The organism is Pedobacter sp. MR2016-19, from assembly GCF_014947265.1.
GTDB lineage: Bacteria > Bacteroidota > Bacteroidia > Sphingobacteriales > Sphingobacteriaceae > Pedobacter.
The window spans coordinates 12,692-31,887 of sequence record NZ_JADCNK010000031.1 but is presented as its reverse complement, the minus strand read 5'-3'; the positions used below and the strand labels follow the sequence as shown (position 1 = coordinate 31,887).

Genomic DNA, 19,196 nt, shown 5'->3' with positions numbered 1-19,196 from the left:
TTTCTATCGTGCTTTAGTGTTCAAGAACTCGCAAGCTCGGTTTACTAATTAGTGTTTGTGATTGGCAAAATCATGATGGTTTCATATCTAATTTTTTAATGGGAGTAATTGATTACAATGTGGTTCTTAAGCCAAACGAATATTGTCTTGGTGATCTTGCTGAAGTTGGGAAATCCGGATCAATGGGAAGCTTTGTCGATTTCCACAACAGACCAATATTATTGGCATAGGCGTACACCTGGAGACTTTTGAAGGGCAGCTTTTTAAACTTTGTCTTGCTGATACTGTAAGAAAGCTGGATGTCCTGTAGTCTGAAACTGTCTCCTTTTTCTACCAGGGCATCCGACGAATCATAAGTGAGTTGTGCGTAGGTATTATAAGGGTAATTCGTCATTGCCGGAACATTAGTAACCAATTCATCACCTGGTTTTTGCCATCTGTTCGCAAAATCAGAGAAGAAATAATTGCCAAAGAAAAGGCTGTTGTAGTCCAGCGCCTGGCGTTTAAAATAATGCCCCAGGCGGTAGGCAATTAAAAATGATAAGGATAGGTTTTTGTAGTTAAAATCATTTCGGATACCGCCCGAAAATTTTGGGATATTATTGCCGATATATACAATATCCTGCTCATTAGCCGCACTAATTACCGAAGCCAGGTCAGTTGTGGCCACGCCATTGGAATAAATCATAGGTTGGCCAAGTCCATTTAAACCTGCGTAACGGTAAGTGAACAATGCGGAATAGGCATAACCCAGCCTTGGAATAGTAGAATTGTTCAATACTGAATTTCTCGGGTTTTGTTTGAGGTCGAGTTTAGTGATCTTATCTATTGCAGAACTGAGATTCAAACTTGTTGACCATGAAAAATCTTTACCGGATATTTGTCTTGAATTGAGGGAGAAGTCGAAACCTTGTGTCTTTACGTCAGCAAAATTCCCGGTGAAATTTATTACACCAACCTGAGGGGCAACGCTCTGTCCGGATATCAAATCGCGGGCATTCTTCCTGAAAAACTCAATACTACCGCTAATCAGGTTATTCTTGAATCCGAAATCCAATCCCAGGTTCGTTTGTTGTACTTTTTCCCATCTCAATTCTGCATTGGGCGGATTGTTGATCTGATAAAACGACCCCAAACCGGAATTATTTCCTGCTGATAAGCTGGCAATTGTTTTTGCTGAAGCGCTGGGACTGGTATTTCCACTGTAGCCGTTAGTGAGGCGTAGCTTTAACATCGGAAGCCAGTCTATATGGTAAAATGATTCGCGGTTAATTATCCAGGCCACACCAGCAGACCAAAGCGGCACCCCTTTTTGATTCGACGCTACACCAAAAAGATTGGATTCGTCTTTACGGGCACTCGCCGAAATAATATATTTATTCCGATAGGAATAAGAAGCATTGGCAAATAGCGAAACAAACCGGTTAGTGGTATTGTTATTTGCAAATTGTATGGGTATAGTGCTGTTTGCACCGCTAAATATAGTTTGATAGATCATATTTTGGTTCACGCGCTGATAGGTGTCAAACTCTTTGATATAACCAAGCTCTTGCCTTGTAGAGCCCACATTGTTAGTGTTTCTGACTTCCGCACCGGCCAGTGCCGAAATCTGATGATCAGTTCCCAATGTCTCGTTGTAAACCAGATTAGCCCTTAGGTTATTGTTATTGTATTTGCTGTTTTTAATCAAATTGGTTCCACCATATGGAAAATTCTGGGTGATTACTCCGGTGGCGGAATTATAAGTCGTAAACATGTTGATCATTTCGCGTGTTTGAAACGATTCCACATCAAAAATGCTGTTATAGTTGGAAATTCCACTTCCATATTGATAAATGGCACTAAACTGTAATGTTGGCTTAATACTATAGCTAACGTCTGCCTTAATGCTATAATCCTGAATATGATTGACATTCCTGCCATAATTATATTCATCAAGCGGGATAAAAGTCATATCAATCAGCTTTCCACCTGCTAACCCGGAAATTCGTGTTTTTGAATACTTATAAGGAATTTCCAGCGGGTTCCCCTGGTCATCTGCCAACCTGGTATAGGGGAAAATTGCACCGGTAGGTAAGCTAAAGTTGGATCCACTCCGCTGCGTGTCAGAAAAAGAAATATCTGCACCAATTTGAAGCTTATTGTTGAAAAAATTGAATCGTTCGCTTAACACAAAGTTCTTCCGGCTGGAGTTGGATTTATCTGCAGAATGTCCATTATCTAAACTTCCCGATAGGTAGTATTGATTTTGTGGACCACCGCCCCTGATGCTTAAATTGTATTGCTGATTAAAAGTATTGTCCTGTGTATAACGGGTCAGGTCATCACGGATATCAGTCTTTCTCAGTTGAGCGATCTGCCGTTGTGCTTCAATGGAACTGATTTTATTACTGCGTTGCTGATCTAAGATACTAACCAATGGGGAAACCACACTCCCGGGATCTGAAAGGGAATAATCATAATAGCCTTTGCCGAACAAAAAGCTTTCTACATCAATAAATTCTGAAGAACTTAGCTGTGGAACAGAATACAGATCGGACTTGCCAGCCATGGTAAAACTGGTATTTAAGGATACCTGTGCTGGTTGATTCAGTTTACCCTTTTTCAAAGTGATCACCAATACCCCATTTCCTCCTCTCGCGCCCCATATCGAAGTGGCTGCAGCATCTTTCAAAATGGTGACGCTTTCTACATCATTTGGATTGATGGAATTGATGTCTCCTTCAAAGGGATAGTTATCTACCACAACCAGGGGTTCTACTGCAGACCGGATTGTGCTTCGGCCACGAATAGAAAAACTTGCTTCATTGACAGAGTTGGAGGGATTACGCAGCGTCAAAATTCCAGGCGCCATGTTTTCAATCCTATCGATAATATTTGGACTAACCCCCCTGTTAATTACGCTGGAATCTAAAAATTCATAGGATCCTGTAGCCCGCTCTCTGGAGATTTTCTGATAACCATTGGATACTATTGCAACTTCCTGTAAACGCTCAGTATTTACAACCAAAACAATAGGTTGATCGGTAATCGCTTTAGCTGCGATCGTTTTAGAGGTGTAGCCCGTGTAAGAAATGATGATCAAGGCATCTTCATCGACATTTTTAATTTCAAAAACGCCCAGTTGATTGGTGATCACACTTCTATTGAAATCTTTCAATTTTACACTTGCACCAGCCAGGGGATTTCCTTTCTCGTCCACAACCTTGCCTCTGATGTCCATATTTTTAAAGACATTTATCAATGCGTCGAGCACGGTTTTTTTCTTTTCGGCCACTACGATGGTTTTGTCTTCAATAACATAGTTCATCACAGTGCCTTTTAAGCAGACTTCCATCACTTCTTCAAGCGATGCACCGCTAAATTTAGCCTGAATGGTTATTCCAGCGTTCAATTTATCGGGTTCCCAAAGCACATGGAAGCCGGTTTGTTTCCCAATTTCTTTAAACACCTGGGCAAGGGTGATTTTGTTTTGGTTTAAAGTAACCTTTTGAGCAAGTGCAGAGGCACTTACCTGCATGATGAAAGCCAATAATAATACAGCAACGAGATTAATTCGCATGAGCCATTTTCTAAAAATGTGGCACGGAGGACCACATAAAACTTTAGTGGAAATTTTATACATTTGAGTAGGTTTGGTTTAGAAGTGCTTATACTTTAGCGAGCAGCGCACTTCATCTGTAGTTGATTAATTTATTAATCTTATAAAGCCAGATTATTAGGATTCCGATGGCCATCGGAATCCTTTTTGTTTGAGGCGTCGTGATTAATAGCTTTGCATTTCCGTGGGTATTTCTTTTTTCATGTTGTTTGGTTTGGTTATGTTGATTTTGGTTATTTCATTACAATTATAGTATTGCCCTGTATCTCAAATCGAACGGAGCGGGTTAAGCTCAGCTTACTCAATACATGCGAAACTTTAACATATTTGGAGATGCTTCCACTAAACATCTTTTTCTTCAATTCTTCATCTTTAAACTTTACGTCTAAATCGTACCAGCGGCCAATATCGTTCATGATCTGTTCAAGTGGCTCATTGTCAAAATTAAAAAAGCCATTCTTCCAGGAAACAGCGTTGTCTGTATCCACATTTTTTACATCAATCCGGCCCGCTGTTAAAGTTGATTCCTCACCGGGTTTCAAAATGACCTGATTTACTTTAACACTTCCTTCCAGCAAAGTAGTCGTGGTACGCAAACCATTTTCATATACATTCAGGTTAAAATGTGTTCCAAGTACCTCCACTTCCTGATGTATACTTTTAACGATAAAAGGATGTGCCTTATCTTTCGCTACTTCAAAATAAGCTTCTCCCTGAAGTTCTACATTTCGTGTTGATCCTTGAAACGATACCGGGAATTTAACAGATGATGCTGCATTAAGCCATATTTTTGTACCATCAACCAGTTGCAGCTGATATTGGCCCCCACGAGGGGTTGTGATCTGGTTTTGCTCCATTTCTGAATGTTTGCCCTGATCTCCAATAAAAGTATAAACCAGTTGTCCAGCCGCTGTAGTCGTAATCTTCACACCATTCTGTTCCGCCAATGAATTGTTTACACCGTCTGCCAAAGCGATCTGTTTCCCGTTCGCAAGCGTAAGCACGGCTTTATTTGTGCCCGGATCCACATCTTTTTCCATGCTCAGTGATGGAAGGTCCTGGTTGGATCTAAGGTAAATGAAAAGTGAAACGGTTAAGATCATCATGGTCAGACAGGCTGCGGCAAGCCGGAGAAACCATATGCGTTTGTAGAGCGGAACAATTTTAGGCAGAGCCTGTTGATTGATGCGTTTTACGGACTTGAAAATCTGGAGCAATTTAATTTCCTCTTCAGGAGTAGGGGAACCCTCTTCAAAAGGAACCAAAAGTTCAGCATAGATCAAATCTTTCAATAAAAATTCATCTGCAACATCAAAATATGTCAGTAACTCCGATATTTCAGTTTCGGAGCATTGATTTTTGAGGAAATTTGAATAAATATGCTTTAGCTTGTTTTGATCTTTCAAAATAATTGGCCTTTTTAAAGCTATTACGTTTCAAAAACGATCAACATCTAGTCTAAACGAAAAAATATTTACTATTTATCCAGAAATGTGCTGCTGATGGCAACAAAAAATACCAGTGTGCCTGACTTTTTAAGATATTCTGCTACAGTTTTTGTTGCTTTAACAATGTGGTTATTCACTGTGGAACTGGAAATATTGAGTTCACGGGCAATATCATCATAACTTCGTCCTTCAATTTTACAAGCCTGAAAGATACGTTTTTGCTGGGGTGGCAAAAGTTCTATCGCTTTTTGTATCATTTCTCCGGTCTCCCGGTAATAGATATCTTCCTCGGTATGGCTATAAGCGTTAGTGCTAATCGATTGAACTGTTTTGGCAAGCAATTCATCCCGCGAAATTTTACGATAAGTATCGTAAACCAGGTGCTGGGCGATACTGAACAAATAAGATCTGAAGGATTGATTAGAGTCCAGGAGGTGCCTTTTGGTCCAAACCTTCACAAAAACGTCCTGCGTAAGTTCATGAGCAATCACATCAACTTTTACCATTTTTAATAACTTTCTGTAAATCCTTAAACTATAGATTTGATAAAGTTTGTCGAAAGCATACTCGTCCCCATTTCTCAGTTTAATGAGTAATTCCTTTTCAACCGTATTTTCAACAAGTGCTTCCTCCACTAATCCTAAAAAATTTACCAGAGATGGTTATCAGGTTTATAAACGATAAGTGGGGCAAATTAACAAAAGATACTTATAATACCATATTTGTTTTTGTAGTATAAACTCGTCAAAATAAGTCTGATACAGCTTTAACAACTACTTCCGGCACCTCATCTAAAAGAGCCTTGGTCCCAATCGATGGAAGAGCGGGGCGGGCATGAAAAGATTGAAAAAAAACCGTCTGTTTCAATCTCCGGCGCGGGAGACCCGGACGTACTAAGGTCGAACCATTAGATTTTATGGACATATTATTAAAGCGAATTCTAATGATTGTATTAGAACGCACTTATATAATTTCAGGATAAAGTTAGAAGTGATACTTAGAAGCTATCAATACCTATTCCAGATAGATCGAGTAGAAGACTTAGAATCTTTGACTCTAGCTATAATCTAAATGTCAACTAAATATTGAGATACATCGATGAAAGCGATGACATTCACTTATAACGTTCAGTTAGGCTTTATTGATGCCAAATCTTTGGTTTGGTCTATGATGGAGTATATGTGAACTGTTTTATAGACGAAGTGGTTGAAGTTAAAGTTTTTATAATCCATTGATGATTAATTAGTTATCTTGATATACCGCTTATCAATGGCTAAAAGTAATTCTTTTAGAAATGTGTTCATTACGTCCAATAAGTTTATGATGTAAACTGGGTCGGCTATTATAACTTGGCAAAAGGCTTCATATTTTTCTATTCGAATACCCTCAACAAGGTTTATCTTTTTTTCTTGTTCTGGTCTTGGCATTCCATTTTGGTGCGCTATTAGATTTCTTACAATCTTTTGTTGCTTTATGGGAGTAAAATGTTTTTCCAAATCGTCTAAATCAAGTTCAAATACCTTTATAAAATAATTCCAATATTTTAACAGGTCTTCATTGCTGTTCAGGTCATCAACCTTGATTTTAAAACTGAACTTATGTTCAATCTGGGAGCAAATACTCTTTAGCCTACCTTCAAAAAAAGAAAAAATAGATAAGCACAATGAATATCGTTGTAGCCTTAAAAGTTCCCTTATCATCATTTCATCCCGTTGAAAGATCTGCATATAATAGCTACCTTGATCTTCGGGCTGGAGTGTTGACAACTCAGCGTTTACCAGTTGTTTAAATTCTTGCTCTGTGGTTTTTAGGGAGTTTTCTTGGTTAGCACATAACTTTTTAAAAGCCTCAATTCCGATTTCGTTCTCAACCTCCGTATAGTACAGGTCTTCCCAGGTAAACAGATAAATTTTACTGAAGTCTATTTTCATAAGGGATTTATAGCGCGGATGAGTGGTGTAAAATTAATAATCTATAAATCTACAAAAATGCAAGGTTAGTTGGTGACATCTCGTAGTTAATACGGACTAAGGTCTTTTACTATTCGTTTCAAGCCTGTTATACCTAATAGTGTCAATGTGCTAAACTTTGCTTATTATTATATCCTGAAAAGCCCGATTTATAAACAAATTTAAACTAACACCTTAACCTAACCAGTTTAATGCTAACAGAACTGCCCTTAACGCAACCAGCTTTAGTGAGAAGAATATCTGCACTTGAAGCACTTCAAGGGGCTATTGTTCCTGCGCTAAGCCGAGTGGAGTTGATGTCATCTGATGATTACGAAGTATTCGTTCTTGAATGGGTTTTTGGTTTTCTGGATAAAAAATATGCTAAAACCCGTTCTTTTGCGGGAGCGGGCGACAAGGGACGCGACGTTGTGGGGTATTATGATGATGGCAGCATAGATATATATCAATGCAAGCACTATGATAATAAGGTATCGCCAACAACTTTATATCCTGAACTTGGAAAGTTATGCTACTACACATTTAAAAAACAATACCCAATACCTAAACAATATTTTATTGTTGCTCCAAAAGGTTGTGGTCCGGCAATATTGGATTTTATAGATAATCCTGAAACCATAAATCAAAAGCTTATTGAGAACTGGGAGGATTATTGTCTGAAGAAGATTACCAAAACTGAGGATGTTATATTGACAGACGAGTTTAGGAAATATATTGAAGACTTTGATTTTTCTATCATCAGGGACCTAGCCCCACATGAAATAATTGACCAGCATAAAGCGACGGCCTATCATACTTTAAGATTTGGTGGCGGAATAAAGAAATATCGTGATGTTATACCTGCACCAGACCTGACCATACAGCCAAGAGAACAAAATTATACGGAACTACTCTTCAAGGTTTATGAGCAGGAATTAAACCTTAAAATAGCCTGCGTTGATGATTTAAAAGACAAAGGGAAATATTTCACTCATTTTAACACACAAAGAAACAGCTTTTATAGTGCAGAATCGTTGGAGAAATTCAGTCGTGAAAATTTTCCCGAATCAACTCCGCCGCCTTTTGAGGATTTACTCGATGATGCTTTTTCTGTGCTCACCACCACGTTAGAATTGCATCTTTCCGATACGGGTTATACAAGAATTCTCATAGCGTCACAAGAGATAAAAAGACAAAGCTTTACAAGTAATCCATTATCGATTGAAGTAAAACCATTAGACAAGGATGGACTATGTAATCACTTAGCAAATGAAAATCGCATCAATTGGATTGTATCATGAAGGAGTCTCAAACATTTTCAATAAAAATCTATAACACACCAATTGAAATTGGTTTGCGTTCCCTAGTAATATTAAAATCTAGCGATAATCAAATCATGGACTTGGAAAAAATAATGTATTTAGATTACTTATGCTTAAATACATCCGACATTAACGGCCCTACAAGTTTACACGCACCCATACCAAACCGGGGAGTACAAGTGTTCTCAAAGAAAGATTTAATACAAAAAGGATTATCGATTATGCTTACCAAAGAGTTGATTAACCTAGTCGTTCTCCCTGAAGGTTTCTTTTATCAAATAAGCGAAGCTGGTAAAGTTTTTCTTGGGCTGTTTCAAACCAAATATTTTCTAGATCTTTTAGAAAGATGTCAATGGGTTTTGAATAGGTGGGGTAATGAAAGCACACAAGAAATTAAGTTGTTTATAGACAACAATATACAAAAATGGGGTGCTGATTTTTTAACTTATAATGAAACAGATAATCTATGAGCGGATTTTACATAAAAAGTCTGCACGTTAAAGGTAATAATGTTGAGACGGCAAGTATAAATTTTGAAAAGGGTGCAAATTTAGTTACCGGCGCTTCCGACACTGGAAAGTCTTACATTTTTGCTGCATTAAGTTATGCATTGGGTATTGGTGAAGCTCCAAAAGATATTCCTCAAAGCGTTGGATACAATGAGCTATTGATAGAAATTGTAACCTATAAAGATAATAAGACCTATACTTTATGGCGGGAACTGCATAAAACTATAATGTATGTGAAAGAATGTACATACCAACAGTTCTATACCAAAAGCATAACTAAATTTAAATTGACGACAACAGGTCAATTAGATAACCCCGAACATATCTCAAGTTTCTTATTAGAATTAATTGAGTTAAAAGACAAGCGGATTCTTGTTAATAAAAAGAGTGGCGCGACCGCTAATATTGCTTTTAGAAATCTTTTGAATCTAACTTTCATAGCAGAGGAAAATATTATAAAGACAACATCACCCTTTTACAGTTCAGGCCCGTATTATAAAGAGAGGATAATGGCTCAATCACTGTTGCATGTGTTGTTGTCGGGAAATGACTTTTCGGATATTGTGGAAAAAGAGGACACTACAATTAAGGAAAATCAAATATTAGGAAAACTTGAATTTTTAGAATACCAGGTTAAACAATATTCGTTAGACAAAGCTCTTTTAGTTGAGAAAACCACATCCAGTAATTTTATAGGAGAAAAACAAAAGTTCCTCGAACTGGATTCAAACCTTCAGAATAATATAGCGCTTGCTAAGGAATTGGTAAACAGGAAAAACAAGCTTTTGCAGGATCGACAGAACCTAATTAATGAATTAGTTTATAAAAAAGAATTGACTCAGCGATTTTCAATACTGGAAAAACAATATGTAAGCGATTCAGAGCGCTTAGATTTTATCCTAGAAACGCATGTTATTTCAGAGCAATTGGGTGATGTGGTATGTCCGCTGTGTTCATCACCATTACAGGATGATCATATATATCATATAAAAGAAAAAGAAAATTTTATTGCTGCGGCTACAAATGAACTAAGTAAAATTCAGTCTAAACTTTTGGGCTTAAAGGACACTGCCGACAATTTAGCCTTTGAAGAAATAACACTTCAAATTGAGGTGGAACGTCTAAACAATCAACTTAATGAACTTGAAATAGATTTAGAATCAAATTTTTCTGTCAAAACACGAGAGTTGAAAAATGAATTAAACGAATATTTAGAAATTGAAAATACCGCGAGAGAAATTGTATTCATTGATAATCAAATCACAAAGTTATTGAAGGAAAAAGATCGCTTGGAAAATTTATTAAACGCTAAGAAGCCGGCTGAAGAAGAAATAAACCTGGTGCCCTATTCTCTATTAACAGATTTGTGTTGGTTTATTGAAAAAAGATTACAAAACTGGAATTATGAAAACTCGGTAAAAATTGATTTTGATTCTCACTACAATACTTTCGATATTGTAATTTCTGGTAAAACGCGGAAAAGCTATGGAAAGGGAAAAAGATCAATTTCTTACGCAGCTTGTCTGATTGGGTTACTTGACTATTGTCAATCTAACACACGGAATTTCTCAAACCTTATTGTCCTGGATTCGCCACTTACTACATATGAGGAAAAGCAAAAAGGTACAACCACGACTGAAAGCATACAAACTGAAATCTTAAAATCCTTTTTCATTGATATAATAGCACTTCCGAATAATTCGCAGGTAATTTTATTCGACAACAAAACACCAGATTCGGACACATTAAGTGCAATTCAAGATAAATTACATTTAGTGACATTTACAGGAACTAAAGGATCGGGGCGACAAGGTTTCTTTCCTGAATAATTAATTCGTTTACTCTCAAAAAGGCTCAAACCTGTCCAATGAAACAGCGGATCTAATTCTTTTTTTTGTGCTGTTTATAATATTCGTCTGACACGATATATAAGTCTTTTTTTGTCCTTGAACAGGCAACATACAGTTTGTTTTTTGTCTGAGCAGGAAGATTGGATAATATATTTTTATTATAATGATCCCACGTGTTCTTGTTTAATACCACGCATACATCGTTATACTTATCCTCTCCCTTACATTCACCCCAATTCCTGGAATGGCAGCCATATTTTTGATGTTCTTGGTAGAATAGTTTGATAATATTATTATCCCTGAATAATTGTTGCGCGTCATTATCGTTATCTACAATCTTTATTTGTGAGGTATCCGCTCTATGGGATTTTATTGCAATTCCAATTTTTTCAAGTATAAAATTGCAAATCTCCGCGTTACATCGGTGACTTTTAATCAGGCTTGCGGTATCAACTTTAACACCCATTTTTTCAAAAACCTGCTTATATTTTGCATAGTCATCATGGAGTGTGCTGTTTACTTTCCCATCCCTGCTGGTATCAAAAGTATGCTGATAAAAATCACCAACGAATAACATTTCGACCTGGGTTTTAGCTATACTTTTAAGCAGGTTAAAATCATGACCTGCAAAGTCCTGAACCTCATCAATAAAAATAATATCAAAGTATTTGCTTAAGCGATCATTAACGTCTTGAAGCGCCTGCTTCTCCTCTAACAGTTTTGCTATCCGATTGCTATAAAGCCTATTATAATCATCTATATATCTTGCGTCGTTTTTTGCATAAATATTTAAATTAGGCTTCCAATTTATTCCTTTTGCGCGGATCGTAAAAGATAAGAACGGCCGATAGCAGTAGGTATAAAGAAAATTAAAATACGAAAGCAGTTTGATGTTTTCAGGTATATATCCCCACTTTCTTACTATGCCATTTCTAAGGTTTTCTAAATTATTATTAGTGTACGTAATAATGATCGCTCTTCTTTCCAGGCAGAGGCTGTCAAGGATAAGCGTAGTTTTTCCTGAACCGGCAACCGCAAAAATCACTTTCTTATCCACTCTATTGCTTCTTTGATGTACAAGGGTGTAACGATTTCTGACGCTTTCTTTTCAAGTATTTCAAAAGCAACGTCCGCTTTGTTTTGCAACATATAATCTAGAACGCTTAAAGTTCGTCGGCCCGTACTAAATAAATTATCGCAGATGGACTTGTTGTCTTCATACATACAGATTTCAAACGTATAGCGCAAGTTGTTCTTGTCCGAAAAAACCTGGATGAGATCACCAACATAATCACTGTAACTATCTATACAATTTACCTTGTGATCTTTATCATTATCTCTTATTATGGCTGTTTTTATCTTTAGCAATTTGGCTAAATCTAAATAACGCCTGAAACTGGTTCCGCCGACAGAGATAATGTGAATATTTGAAATATCTAATTCCATTTTAGAAACCTCTCTAAAGAATTGTTCCATAAGAATGTATTCTGCATCCCCCTCAACCAAAATGACCTTTTTGGACAGCACAAATTCAACGATATTATTATCAGGTGCTTTAATGAAAAAACTTGCGGTATCTTCAGATAAATCTTTTAGCAGAACAGGCACGGTGCCATTGCTATTGAGCAGAATTGATTTTCTCAAATCAAGCCTGGTACTTATCAAATCGTTATGTGTAGTGATAAACAACTGCTTACCTTCAGTTGCTCTGATTTTTCGAATAAGCCTCTTCATATTAAGATGGCTCAGATGATTTTCAGGTTCTTCCAACAGTATGACATCAATTTTGCTGCTGCTTTTATTTAAGGCGAATTCAGTTTTTATAAAACATTGTTTCCCTTTTCCCTTATTTTCTATGTTGATATTGTTTTCTGTAAGGGTAAGGTCGGTTTCAAGATTGGCTTTATGGCTGTTCCTAACGGAAAAATTATAGTCCACCAACCGGTCGTTGATATTATTAAGAACGCTGCTTTTAAACGTTTCTTTAAATTTCCTGTATTCGTTTTGATGTTTATGCCTTTCGCCGTCCTTTGCATTGCTGCTGTACATCGCCTTTACATATTCCCTTGTCGCATATTCATTATTGATTTGTGAGTTATCAATCAGAATATGTTTCAAAAACTTCCTGTAGCCGGTATAACTATCGCCTGAGAATGTTTTAAAGCTTATGGTATAGTATTCAAAAGGAAAATTTGATTCTTCCTGCTCCAGGATTTCTTTTATTTCTTTACCTAAATCATCATTAGGTTCGCAGCATAGCCTTAATCCGTCACAAATTATATTTTCAGAATTGTGCTTGCCATTAACATCCGGATTATGTTGTTCATTTAAGTACAGTTCAATAAATACTATTGGTAAATTTTCGTATTTTTTACCGGATAGCAGGAATTGTTCAACAACATCTATGTTGAAAATGCTTTCAATGCCTAGTGTTTCAATTTTGCTTCGGCTCCCACTTAGAACAATATCAATTGCCGATAAAAGTGAACTTTTCCCAGCCTCGTTATCACCAATAAATAAATTAAGTTCTTCATCGAACTCAACCATAAAAGTTTCAAACCTTTTAAAGTTATGTAACTTAATTTTCTTAATGGATTTCATTTGCTTTAAGGTTGTTCGGTTTACGTTAAAGAATTTGGTAATGCAAGTTATGAAATTTAAATGCACCTTTAAGAATATCAAGATCAGGGGCATAATGAATATGCCGGCACTATAACATTACGACCAAGAAGAAATAATGAAGGACGCAAAGTATCTACTGTACATCGACATATTAGGCTTTTCAGAGCTTGTAAGAAACAATACCAAAAAAATAAAAAAACTATTTACTGTCATTGATAGTTTAAACGCCCACGATCACCATGATTTTAAGACACTGGTGTTTTCAGATACAATATTAATTTTCAACAATGCTACCCCTGTTACCGAACATGATCATGAGTACTTTGTCATGTTCGCCTGTGAGTTTATACAGGATCTAATGTTCAAGACCATTGATCTGGACATCCAATTCCGTGCAATTCTAACTTATGACCAATTCTATTATCATCACCTTAAGAACATGGAAGCTTATTATGGTACGGCATTGTTGAATTGTTATTACAAGGAAAAGGAAATTAATGCATTGGGGTTATTCATAGATAAGCGGATAAATAAATACAATAAGATCTTCCGTACTACAGAATTTGATAATGATTTAAACTTCGTCTACTTGCTTCAAACCATAGAGTTCTTACATATGTTTGGTGAGTTTGATCCGCCCATAGACGAAGGATATGTTTCAGCGGGCTATGATTTTTTTGGCCTGCAGGATGATGTTAAAACGCTAAAAAACATTTATTCAAATATCACCTTGCAGAAAGATTCAAAAATTAGAGGGAAGTATTTAGAAACTTATTATCAATATCAAAAGCGGTATAAATGGCTTATGGCACTATTTCAGAATAGTAATTTTGACCATACAGTAGTATCACCTAATGCAGATTGGACACATTTAAAAAGGGGACATATTTAATAGTGTACCACCTGTATAGGCTTTAAACCATGTATGTCCAAACAACTGCTGTTGCTCGCTCAGTATGCGTATCAATGCCGTAAGATCTTATACAATACACATATGCTTTTCCGATCTCTAGGTAAAAACCGTAACAAATACGTAACGGAGCAAAATTTTGTGTTTTCAAAAATAGTTCGTAAATTGGTTCTGTAGGTCAGAAAAGCACATTTTGACTTATAATACGGCGTTTAGGCTAGAAGACTCATAATCTTTTACCCTAGTTGTGTCGTTTAAGATACCTAAGCTTTTTTTATAATTACCTTATCGTTTCCGGTTTCATATTTCTGCGTTATGTAGTGGTATAAGGGCTATTTTTACCAGATCTTCCATAAATGAACCCTCCCTAACCCATAGTAAGGTTAGCCCTCACCATCAGTAAGGGCTTAAAATTAAATTATCAATTTCATTTTACCTCACTCAACACTTCCTTTCTCATTAACACTATAACTATAAATCACCATATATTCAATTCCGTTCTTTTGAAAATGCCCGATAGGAATATCGCCTTTTTCAAAGTAGGCCGATTTACTTTCGAATGGAATGCCGCAAAGAATGGTATTAGGTTCTATTTGATGATAAACAACATCATTTCTACTTTTTGCAATAGCCATCAATGCTGATAAATTTTTGCTCGATCCTTTTTGGTTACACTTTGGATGGTGCGGGTGCTGAGTAGCCGATACCCAGGAACCGGGCGCCATTGGTTTATAAAACTTGCCTAAAGGGATATCGAACCTTCGGGGCAAAAAACAAGAGGTTATTGTTCCATTGGCGGTAATGGTTCCTGTTTCTATAAAGAAATGGGTAATTTGAATCCAATGCCGGGTGAGTTGATACACATATTCCCGAATGGAATTTTGCCCATCCTCTAAAAATTCTGCCCAACCGGTGTAGCGTGGCAAAGTCATCGTGATTTCAGAAACATTCCCATCAATATGATGTAAGGTAGCCTTTACTGCGCAAATGGCAGGTAATACATTCATGTTGGCTGATTCAGCTGCAACCTGAGCAGGGAGCTGTGTGTTTTGATTTTTACTTTTGGTAGTTCGCATAACCGTAAAATAAAGTATCCTGGTCGCTGCGAACTACCAAATAACTCTTCACAGAGAAATTGAAAATGTGGGGCTACCACTCGACCAGGAATATTGTTAAAGAAATTTAATTGATTTTAGCTCTGTGTTTAAGTGAATGATGATATTAATTAGTAATTCGCATAACCAATTTAGAAATAATATCTCAAATCTCAAAGAAAAATCTTCATTATTTAATTTGGTTTCTCATCAGCGTTCAAAGTAGCTTCCCGTACGCGGTGTGCCGGTTGAAAAACTAAGTATATGGATGAAGCACCTTTATATTCAGTTACCAGGCAAAGCAAATTTAAAGTTTGCTCTGATATGCGGGATGCATCAATCGTTCGCAACTACCGGGCATATGCAGTTCAATTATCCACATGCAATGAAGGCTTTATTAATGTTTAGTCAATAGCGATACCTTTAATATCTCTGATTACCGGCACCATATTCAAAGCTTCACGGATCAATTTAATTTTACCATTTTCAGCTACAATACGGCCCATGTAATGTTGGGCATAATCTTTACTATTTGATGCAATAGTCGCCGTTGCCTCATATTCTCCAAACGCCTGATCTGGCGTATCAATGTGGATTTGAATATTTTTGAATTTGAATCCAGGAAATGTTTTTGGTAGGTTAGCCAGAAAATTGTACAGCACTTCCCGTCCTTCCCATCGGGCCGGTATTCCAAGGCTTGCCAGGTATGGTAGCTCAAATACAGCATCGTCAGCAAAAAGTTCGATCTGAAAATCAGGGTTTCCTACATTTTCCAAATAGTCAAGCAATAATTCTTTTGCAGTTTTCATATCTTTAATTTTAAGTTTTTATATTGTTTTAACACTACAAAAATCGCATGTTCTAACCGTCAATTCATTGACATTTCGTAAGAAATATTGTTGATCTATATCAATTTCTGGCCGGGCTGACTGCAAGAATTAAGGTTGTTTGCAAAAGCCGTTAACAATCTATTCGTGCCAGCGAAGCCAACAGTTGTCAGAATCCTTTACAAAAAAGATTTATTCATTATCTTAGAGCATTATAACTGCAACATCAGACAAAGGTGATCGAGACTTTTAAAACATATTTGCAAGGAAAAGGAAATTATACAGCAGAGGAGCTGGAAAAGGTGGCTGAAGCTGCAGTTTTAAAGAGCGTCAGGAAAAGACAGTATCTTACCCAGGAAGGTGATGTGGCCAAGAACCATGCCTTTGTTACCAAAGGATGTTTACGTACCTATTCGGTCGATGAAAAAGGGGTTGAGCACATCCTGAATTTCGCTATAGAGAATTATTGGATCGGTGATCGGGAAAGCATTCTCACAGGTCAGCCTTCCATTTATAACATAGATGCGATCGAAGATTCAGAGGTGGCTCTGATCAGCAGGGAAAAATTTGACTACCTGTGTTCAGAGGTACCTGCATTTAATAATATGATCAATTCCATACTGCAAAAAAGTTTTCTCGTAGCCCAAGACAGGATCCATACCTTCATCAGCCTCACCGCTGAAGACAAATACTTAAGATTTCTGGAAAAGTTTCCCCATCTGAATATGCGGGTTCCGCAAAGCATGATCGCTTCATATCTGGGAATTACCGCAGAAACGTTAAGCAGAGTCAGGAAACAGATCGTTAGGCGCTAACTAACTGATTTGGAACCCTCAATTTTGTTCAAGGGAAAAGGCCCTCTTGAGGGATCGTAGAGATACCAAGACTTTCGGCGAAGAATTTATTGTCACTTACTTTTGAACAATGAAATAGTAGTTGGTCTTTACCAGCCCAAAAAAACTTGTTGAATCATTCTAGGATACGATAGCTTCCTTGGCTGAAGGACTGTTTGTGCCTTCTCAAATTTCAGGAAATACTGGAGGGATTGACTCCAAAACGCTTTTTGAACACAAATGAGAAATGAGACAAGTCTTCAAAGCCCACTTCTGCATAGACATCAGTAGTTTTAAACTTTTCCTCTTTAAGTAAATAATAAGCTTCATCTAACCTTTTCTGCTGCAACCATTTTGCCGGTGTCATTGAAAACTCCCCTGAAAAATCGCGTTTGAAGGTCGAAATGCTCCGACCGGTAAGGTAAGCAAACCTCGCCAGGCTCAAATTAAAGCGGAAACTCCGCTCCATGAATGCCTTGAGGTTGATCTTTCCGGGAGTTTGAAAATTGAAAAGTATATCCTTTAATTCAGGTTGCACTTTAAGCAGAACGATCAAAGCTTCTTTCAATTTTATTTTCATCAGGTCATTGTTACCCTCAGTGAAATAAGGAAGTGATTGCTGTAGTGAATCCACGAAATTCTGAAGAAGCGGATGCTTTTTAAGTTGGAATGAGGGTGAAACATATGATGTTGTTTCAGCGATCAGATGGTGCTCATCGGCAAACTCACGCAGGGTTTCTTCGTCAAACTGTAGTGAAAGTGATTTAAAAGGATCACTTTCACCAGGTTGTTTTACAAATTTGGCCAACCTATTGCGAACATTAAAACGAAAGTCGCCTGGCTGAAAGATCACTTTCTCGTGTCCGTCCTGAACAGTCAGACTTCCAGCGATCTGGTAAGCAAAAGCGTGCCGGTTGACGATATCCTCGCCATTTACAGATTTCTTGTAATAACAGGAGATCAGTATTTGAGGATGTTCATTCACTGGTATCATATCATCAAATTTCGCAAATCAAATGTTAAAAGCCAATAATAACGCGAACTTATACGATCTTAAATTTGACCAGGCTTTCTGCCGTTTCTCTAATGGTCGCTTCCTTGGGTCGCGGGCTCCAGTTCAGGACAGATTTGGCCTTTGCATTTGACAGCGTTTTCACCACGCCCAACTGTGGAACAATGGGTTTCAATTCCGGCTTGAACCATGAACTAACCTTTACAAGCCAGTTCGGCAGAATTTTAGACGGCACTTTATCAACAGGTAAATTACTGTCCACCTTTAAAACTTTGGCAATTCCCGGAAATGAAATCATCCCGTCTGATGTTGCCAGGAACCGATGGCCGTTCGCCGCCGGATTTTTCATTGCTTTGATATGGATATCGGCTACATCACGAACATCCACGATGCCGAATGATAGTTGTGGTGTTCCGGGCATCTTTCCTGAAAGCAACTGTACAATCATGCCGATTGAACTGCTAAATTTTTTTCCTAAAACTGGTCCGAATATCCCAACAGGATTGATGACAACCAATTCCATAGCTCCAGCATTTTTCTCCATAAAATTCCAGGCTGCACGTTCTGCGATCGTCTTGGATTTGATGTAGGCCGGTAACTTTACATTGGGATCCGTCCAGTCGGACTCGGTAAAAACATGGTTCTTAGGGTTAATGGTATAGCCTATAGCTGCGAAGGATGACGTTAAGACCACACGTTTGACCTTTGCAGCCTGCGCTGTGCGCAAAACCCTTATAGCGCCATCCCGTGCGGGTATAATGATCTCATTCTCGTTTTTAGGCTCTCCTGCCGGAAAAGGAGAGGCCACATGAAGAACATAATCACATCCTTCAACAGCCTCGTCCCAATTTTCATCGCTCGTGAGGTTAGCCGCAATAAAGGTCAGGTTTTGCATATTATTAGCCTTGCCGGCTAAAAGTGTTTCTTTTAATGAATCTATTTTATCTAATGACCGGATCGTCGTTCTGACCGTATATCCTTCCTTTAGTAACTGTATAATGCAGTAACTACCGACGAAGCCAGATCCTCCGGTAACTAACACGGTTTCTTTTTTTGATCGTTCCATTGCTTTTGTAAATTAATTAAGCAAATCTCCGGCTAATTTATCTATTGTACTTTGTTGTGGTGTTCAATTTTTATTTGTTGTAGCGTTCATATTAGACATTGTGCTTGGCGAACCGATGAGTTTCAACAGATTTGATCATCTTTTTATTCCTAT

General features: G+C 37.5%; 15 protein-coding genes. 5 read left to right on the top strand and 10 right to left on the bottom strand.

Features of this window, described 5'->3' with window-relative positions:
- Positions 1-112: 112 nt before the first annotated feature.
- From IM793_RS23675 to IM793_RS23660, 4 genes are all read right to left on the bottom strand, one after another.
- Positions 113-3,562: a SusC/RagA family TonB-linked outer membrane protein gene (locus IM793_RS23675; RefSeq protein ID WP_193425824.1), complete on the bottom strand. Its 3,450-nt coding sequence runs from the start codon at positions 3,560-3,562 to the stop codon at positions 113-115.
- 272 nt (positions 3,563-3,834) lie between these two features.
- Entirely contained in the window at positions 3,835-5,007 is a 1,173-nt protein-coding gene (locus tag IM793_RS23670) for a FecR family protein (protein WP_193425822.1), read from the bottom strand.
- A 71-nt stretch (positions 5,008-5,078) separates the two neighbouring features.
- On the bottom strand, positions 5,079-5,684 hold the full coding sequence (locus IM793_RS23665; RefSeq protein ID WP_193425820.1) for an RNA polymerase sigma-70 factor: 606 nt from the start codon (positions 5,682-5,684) through the stop codon (positions 5,079-5,081).
- Between the two features lie 603 nt (positions 5,685-6,287).
- Positions 6,288-6,980: a hypothetical protein gene (locus IM793_RS23660; protein ID WP_193425818.1), complete on the bottom strand. Its 693-nt coding sequence runs from the start codon at positions 6,978-6,980 to the stop codon at positions 6,288-6,290.
- Positions 6,981-7,210: 230 nt separating this feature from the next.
- On the opposite strand from IM793_RS23660, the gene IM793_RS23655 reads away from it, so the two are divergent.
- The 3 genes from IM793_RS23655 to IM793_RS23645 are packed head-to-tail and all read left to right on the top strand — an operon-like array spanning position 7,211 to position 10,658.
- Complete coding sequence (locus IM793_RS23655; protein WP_193425816.1) at positions 7,211-8,299, top strand: ABC-three component system protein; 1,089 nt, start codon at positions 7,211-7,213, stop codon at positions 8,297-8,299.
- A complete protein-coding gene (locus IM793_RS23650) occupies positions 8,296-8,790 on the top strand; it encodes an ABC-three component system middle component 2 (RefSeq protein WP_193425814.1) in 495 nt (164 codons plus the stop codon). Before IM793_RS23655 ends, IM793_RS23650 begins: the two co-directional genes overlap by 4 nt.
- Complete coding sequence (locus IM793_RS23645) at positions 8,787-10,658, top strand: hypothetical protein (RefSeq protein WP_193425812.1); 1,872 nt, start codon at positions 8,787-8,789, stop codon at positions 10,656-10,658. The genes IM793_RS23650 and IM793_RS23645 overlap by 4 nt, the downstream gene beginning before the upstream one ends.
- A 52-nt stretch (positions 10,659-10,710) precedes the next feature.
- Here the strand turns inward: IM793_RS23645 and IM793_RS23640 are convergent, their stop codons facing one another.
- Both IM793_RS23640 and IM793_RS23635 read right to left on the bottom strand, forming a co-directional pair.
- The gene (locus IM793_RS23640; RefSeq protein WP_193425810.1) at positions 10,711-11,736 is read right to left on the bottom strand and encodes an AAA family ATPase; all 1,026 of its coding nucleotides are present in this window, start codon (positions 11,734-11,736) and stop codon (positions 10,711-10,713) included.
- Entirely contained in the window at positions 11,721-13,280 is a 1,560-nt protein-coding gene (locus tag IM793_RS23635) for an ATP-dependent endonuclease (RefSeq protein ID WP_193425808.1), read from the bottom strand. The genes IM793_RS23640 and IM793_RS23635 overlap by 16 nt, the downstream gene beginning before the upstream one ends.
- Before the next feature lie 136 nt (positions 13,281-13,416).
- Here IM793_RS23635 and IM793_RS23630 point away from each other — a divergent pair, with 136 nt between their 5' ends.
- Positions 13,417-14,193, top strand: a complete 777-nt coding sequence (locus tag IM793_RS23630) for a hypothetical protein (protein WP_193425806.1) — start codon at positions 13,417-13,419, stop codon at positions 14,191-14,193.
- A gap of 455 nt (positions 14,194-14,648) precedes the next feature.
- On the opposite strand, the gene IM793_RS23625 is transcribed toward IM793_RS23630, so the two are convergent.
- Together IM793_RS23625 and IM793_RS23620 are read right to left on the bottom strand one after the other, a co-directional pair.
- Entirely contained in the window at positions 14,649-15,287 is a 639-nt protein-coding gene (locus IM793_RS23625; RefSeq protein ID WP_193425804.1) for a hypothetical protein, read from the bottom strand.
- Positions 15,288-15,709: 422 nt separating this feature from the next.
- Positions 15,710-16,114, bottom strand: a complete 405-nt coding sequence (locus IM793_RS23620; RefSeq protein ID WP_193425802.1) for a nuclear transport factor 2 family protein — start codon at positions 16,112-16,114, stop codon at positions 15,710-15,712.
- 278 nt (positions 16,115-16,392) lie between these two features.
- Between IM793_RS23620 and IM793_RS23615 the strand changes: the two genes are divergently transcribed.
- Positions 16,393-16,947 (top strand): Crp/Fnr family transcriptional regulator, encoded by a 555-nt coding sequence (locus IM793_RS23615; RefSeq protein ID WP_227256374.1) that lies wholly within the window; start codon positions 16,393-16,395, stop codon positions 16,945-16,947.
- Between the two features lie 211 nt (positions 16,948-17,158).
- On the opposite strand, the gene IM793_RS23610 is transcribed toward IM793_RS23615, so the two are convergent.
- Complete coding sequence (locus IM793_RS23610) at positions 17,159-17,959, bottom strand: AraC family transcriptional regulator (protein WP_193425798.1); 801 nt, start codon at positions 17,957-17,959, stop codon at positions 17,159-17,161.
- A gap of 49 nt (positions 17,960-18,008) precedes the next feature.
- Positions 18,009-19,043, bottom strand: a complete 1,035-nt coding sequence (locus IM793_RS23605; RefSeq protein ID WP_193425796.1) for an aldehyde reductase — start codon at positions 19,041-19,043, stop codon at positions 18,009-18,011.
- Between the last annotated feature and the right edge of the window lie 153 nt (positions 19,044-19,196).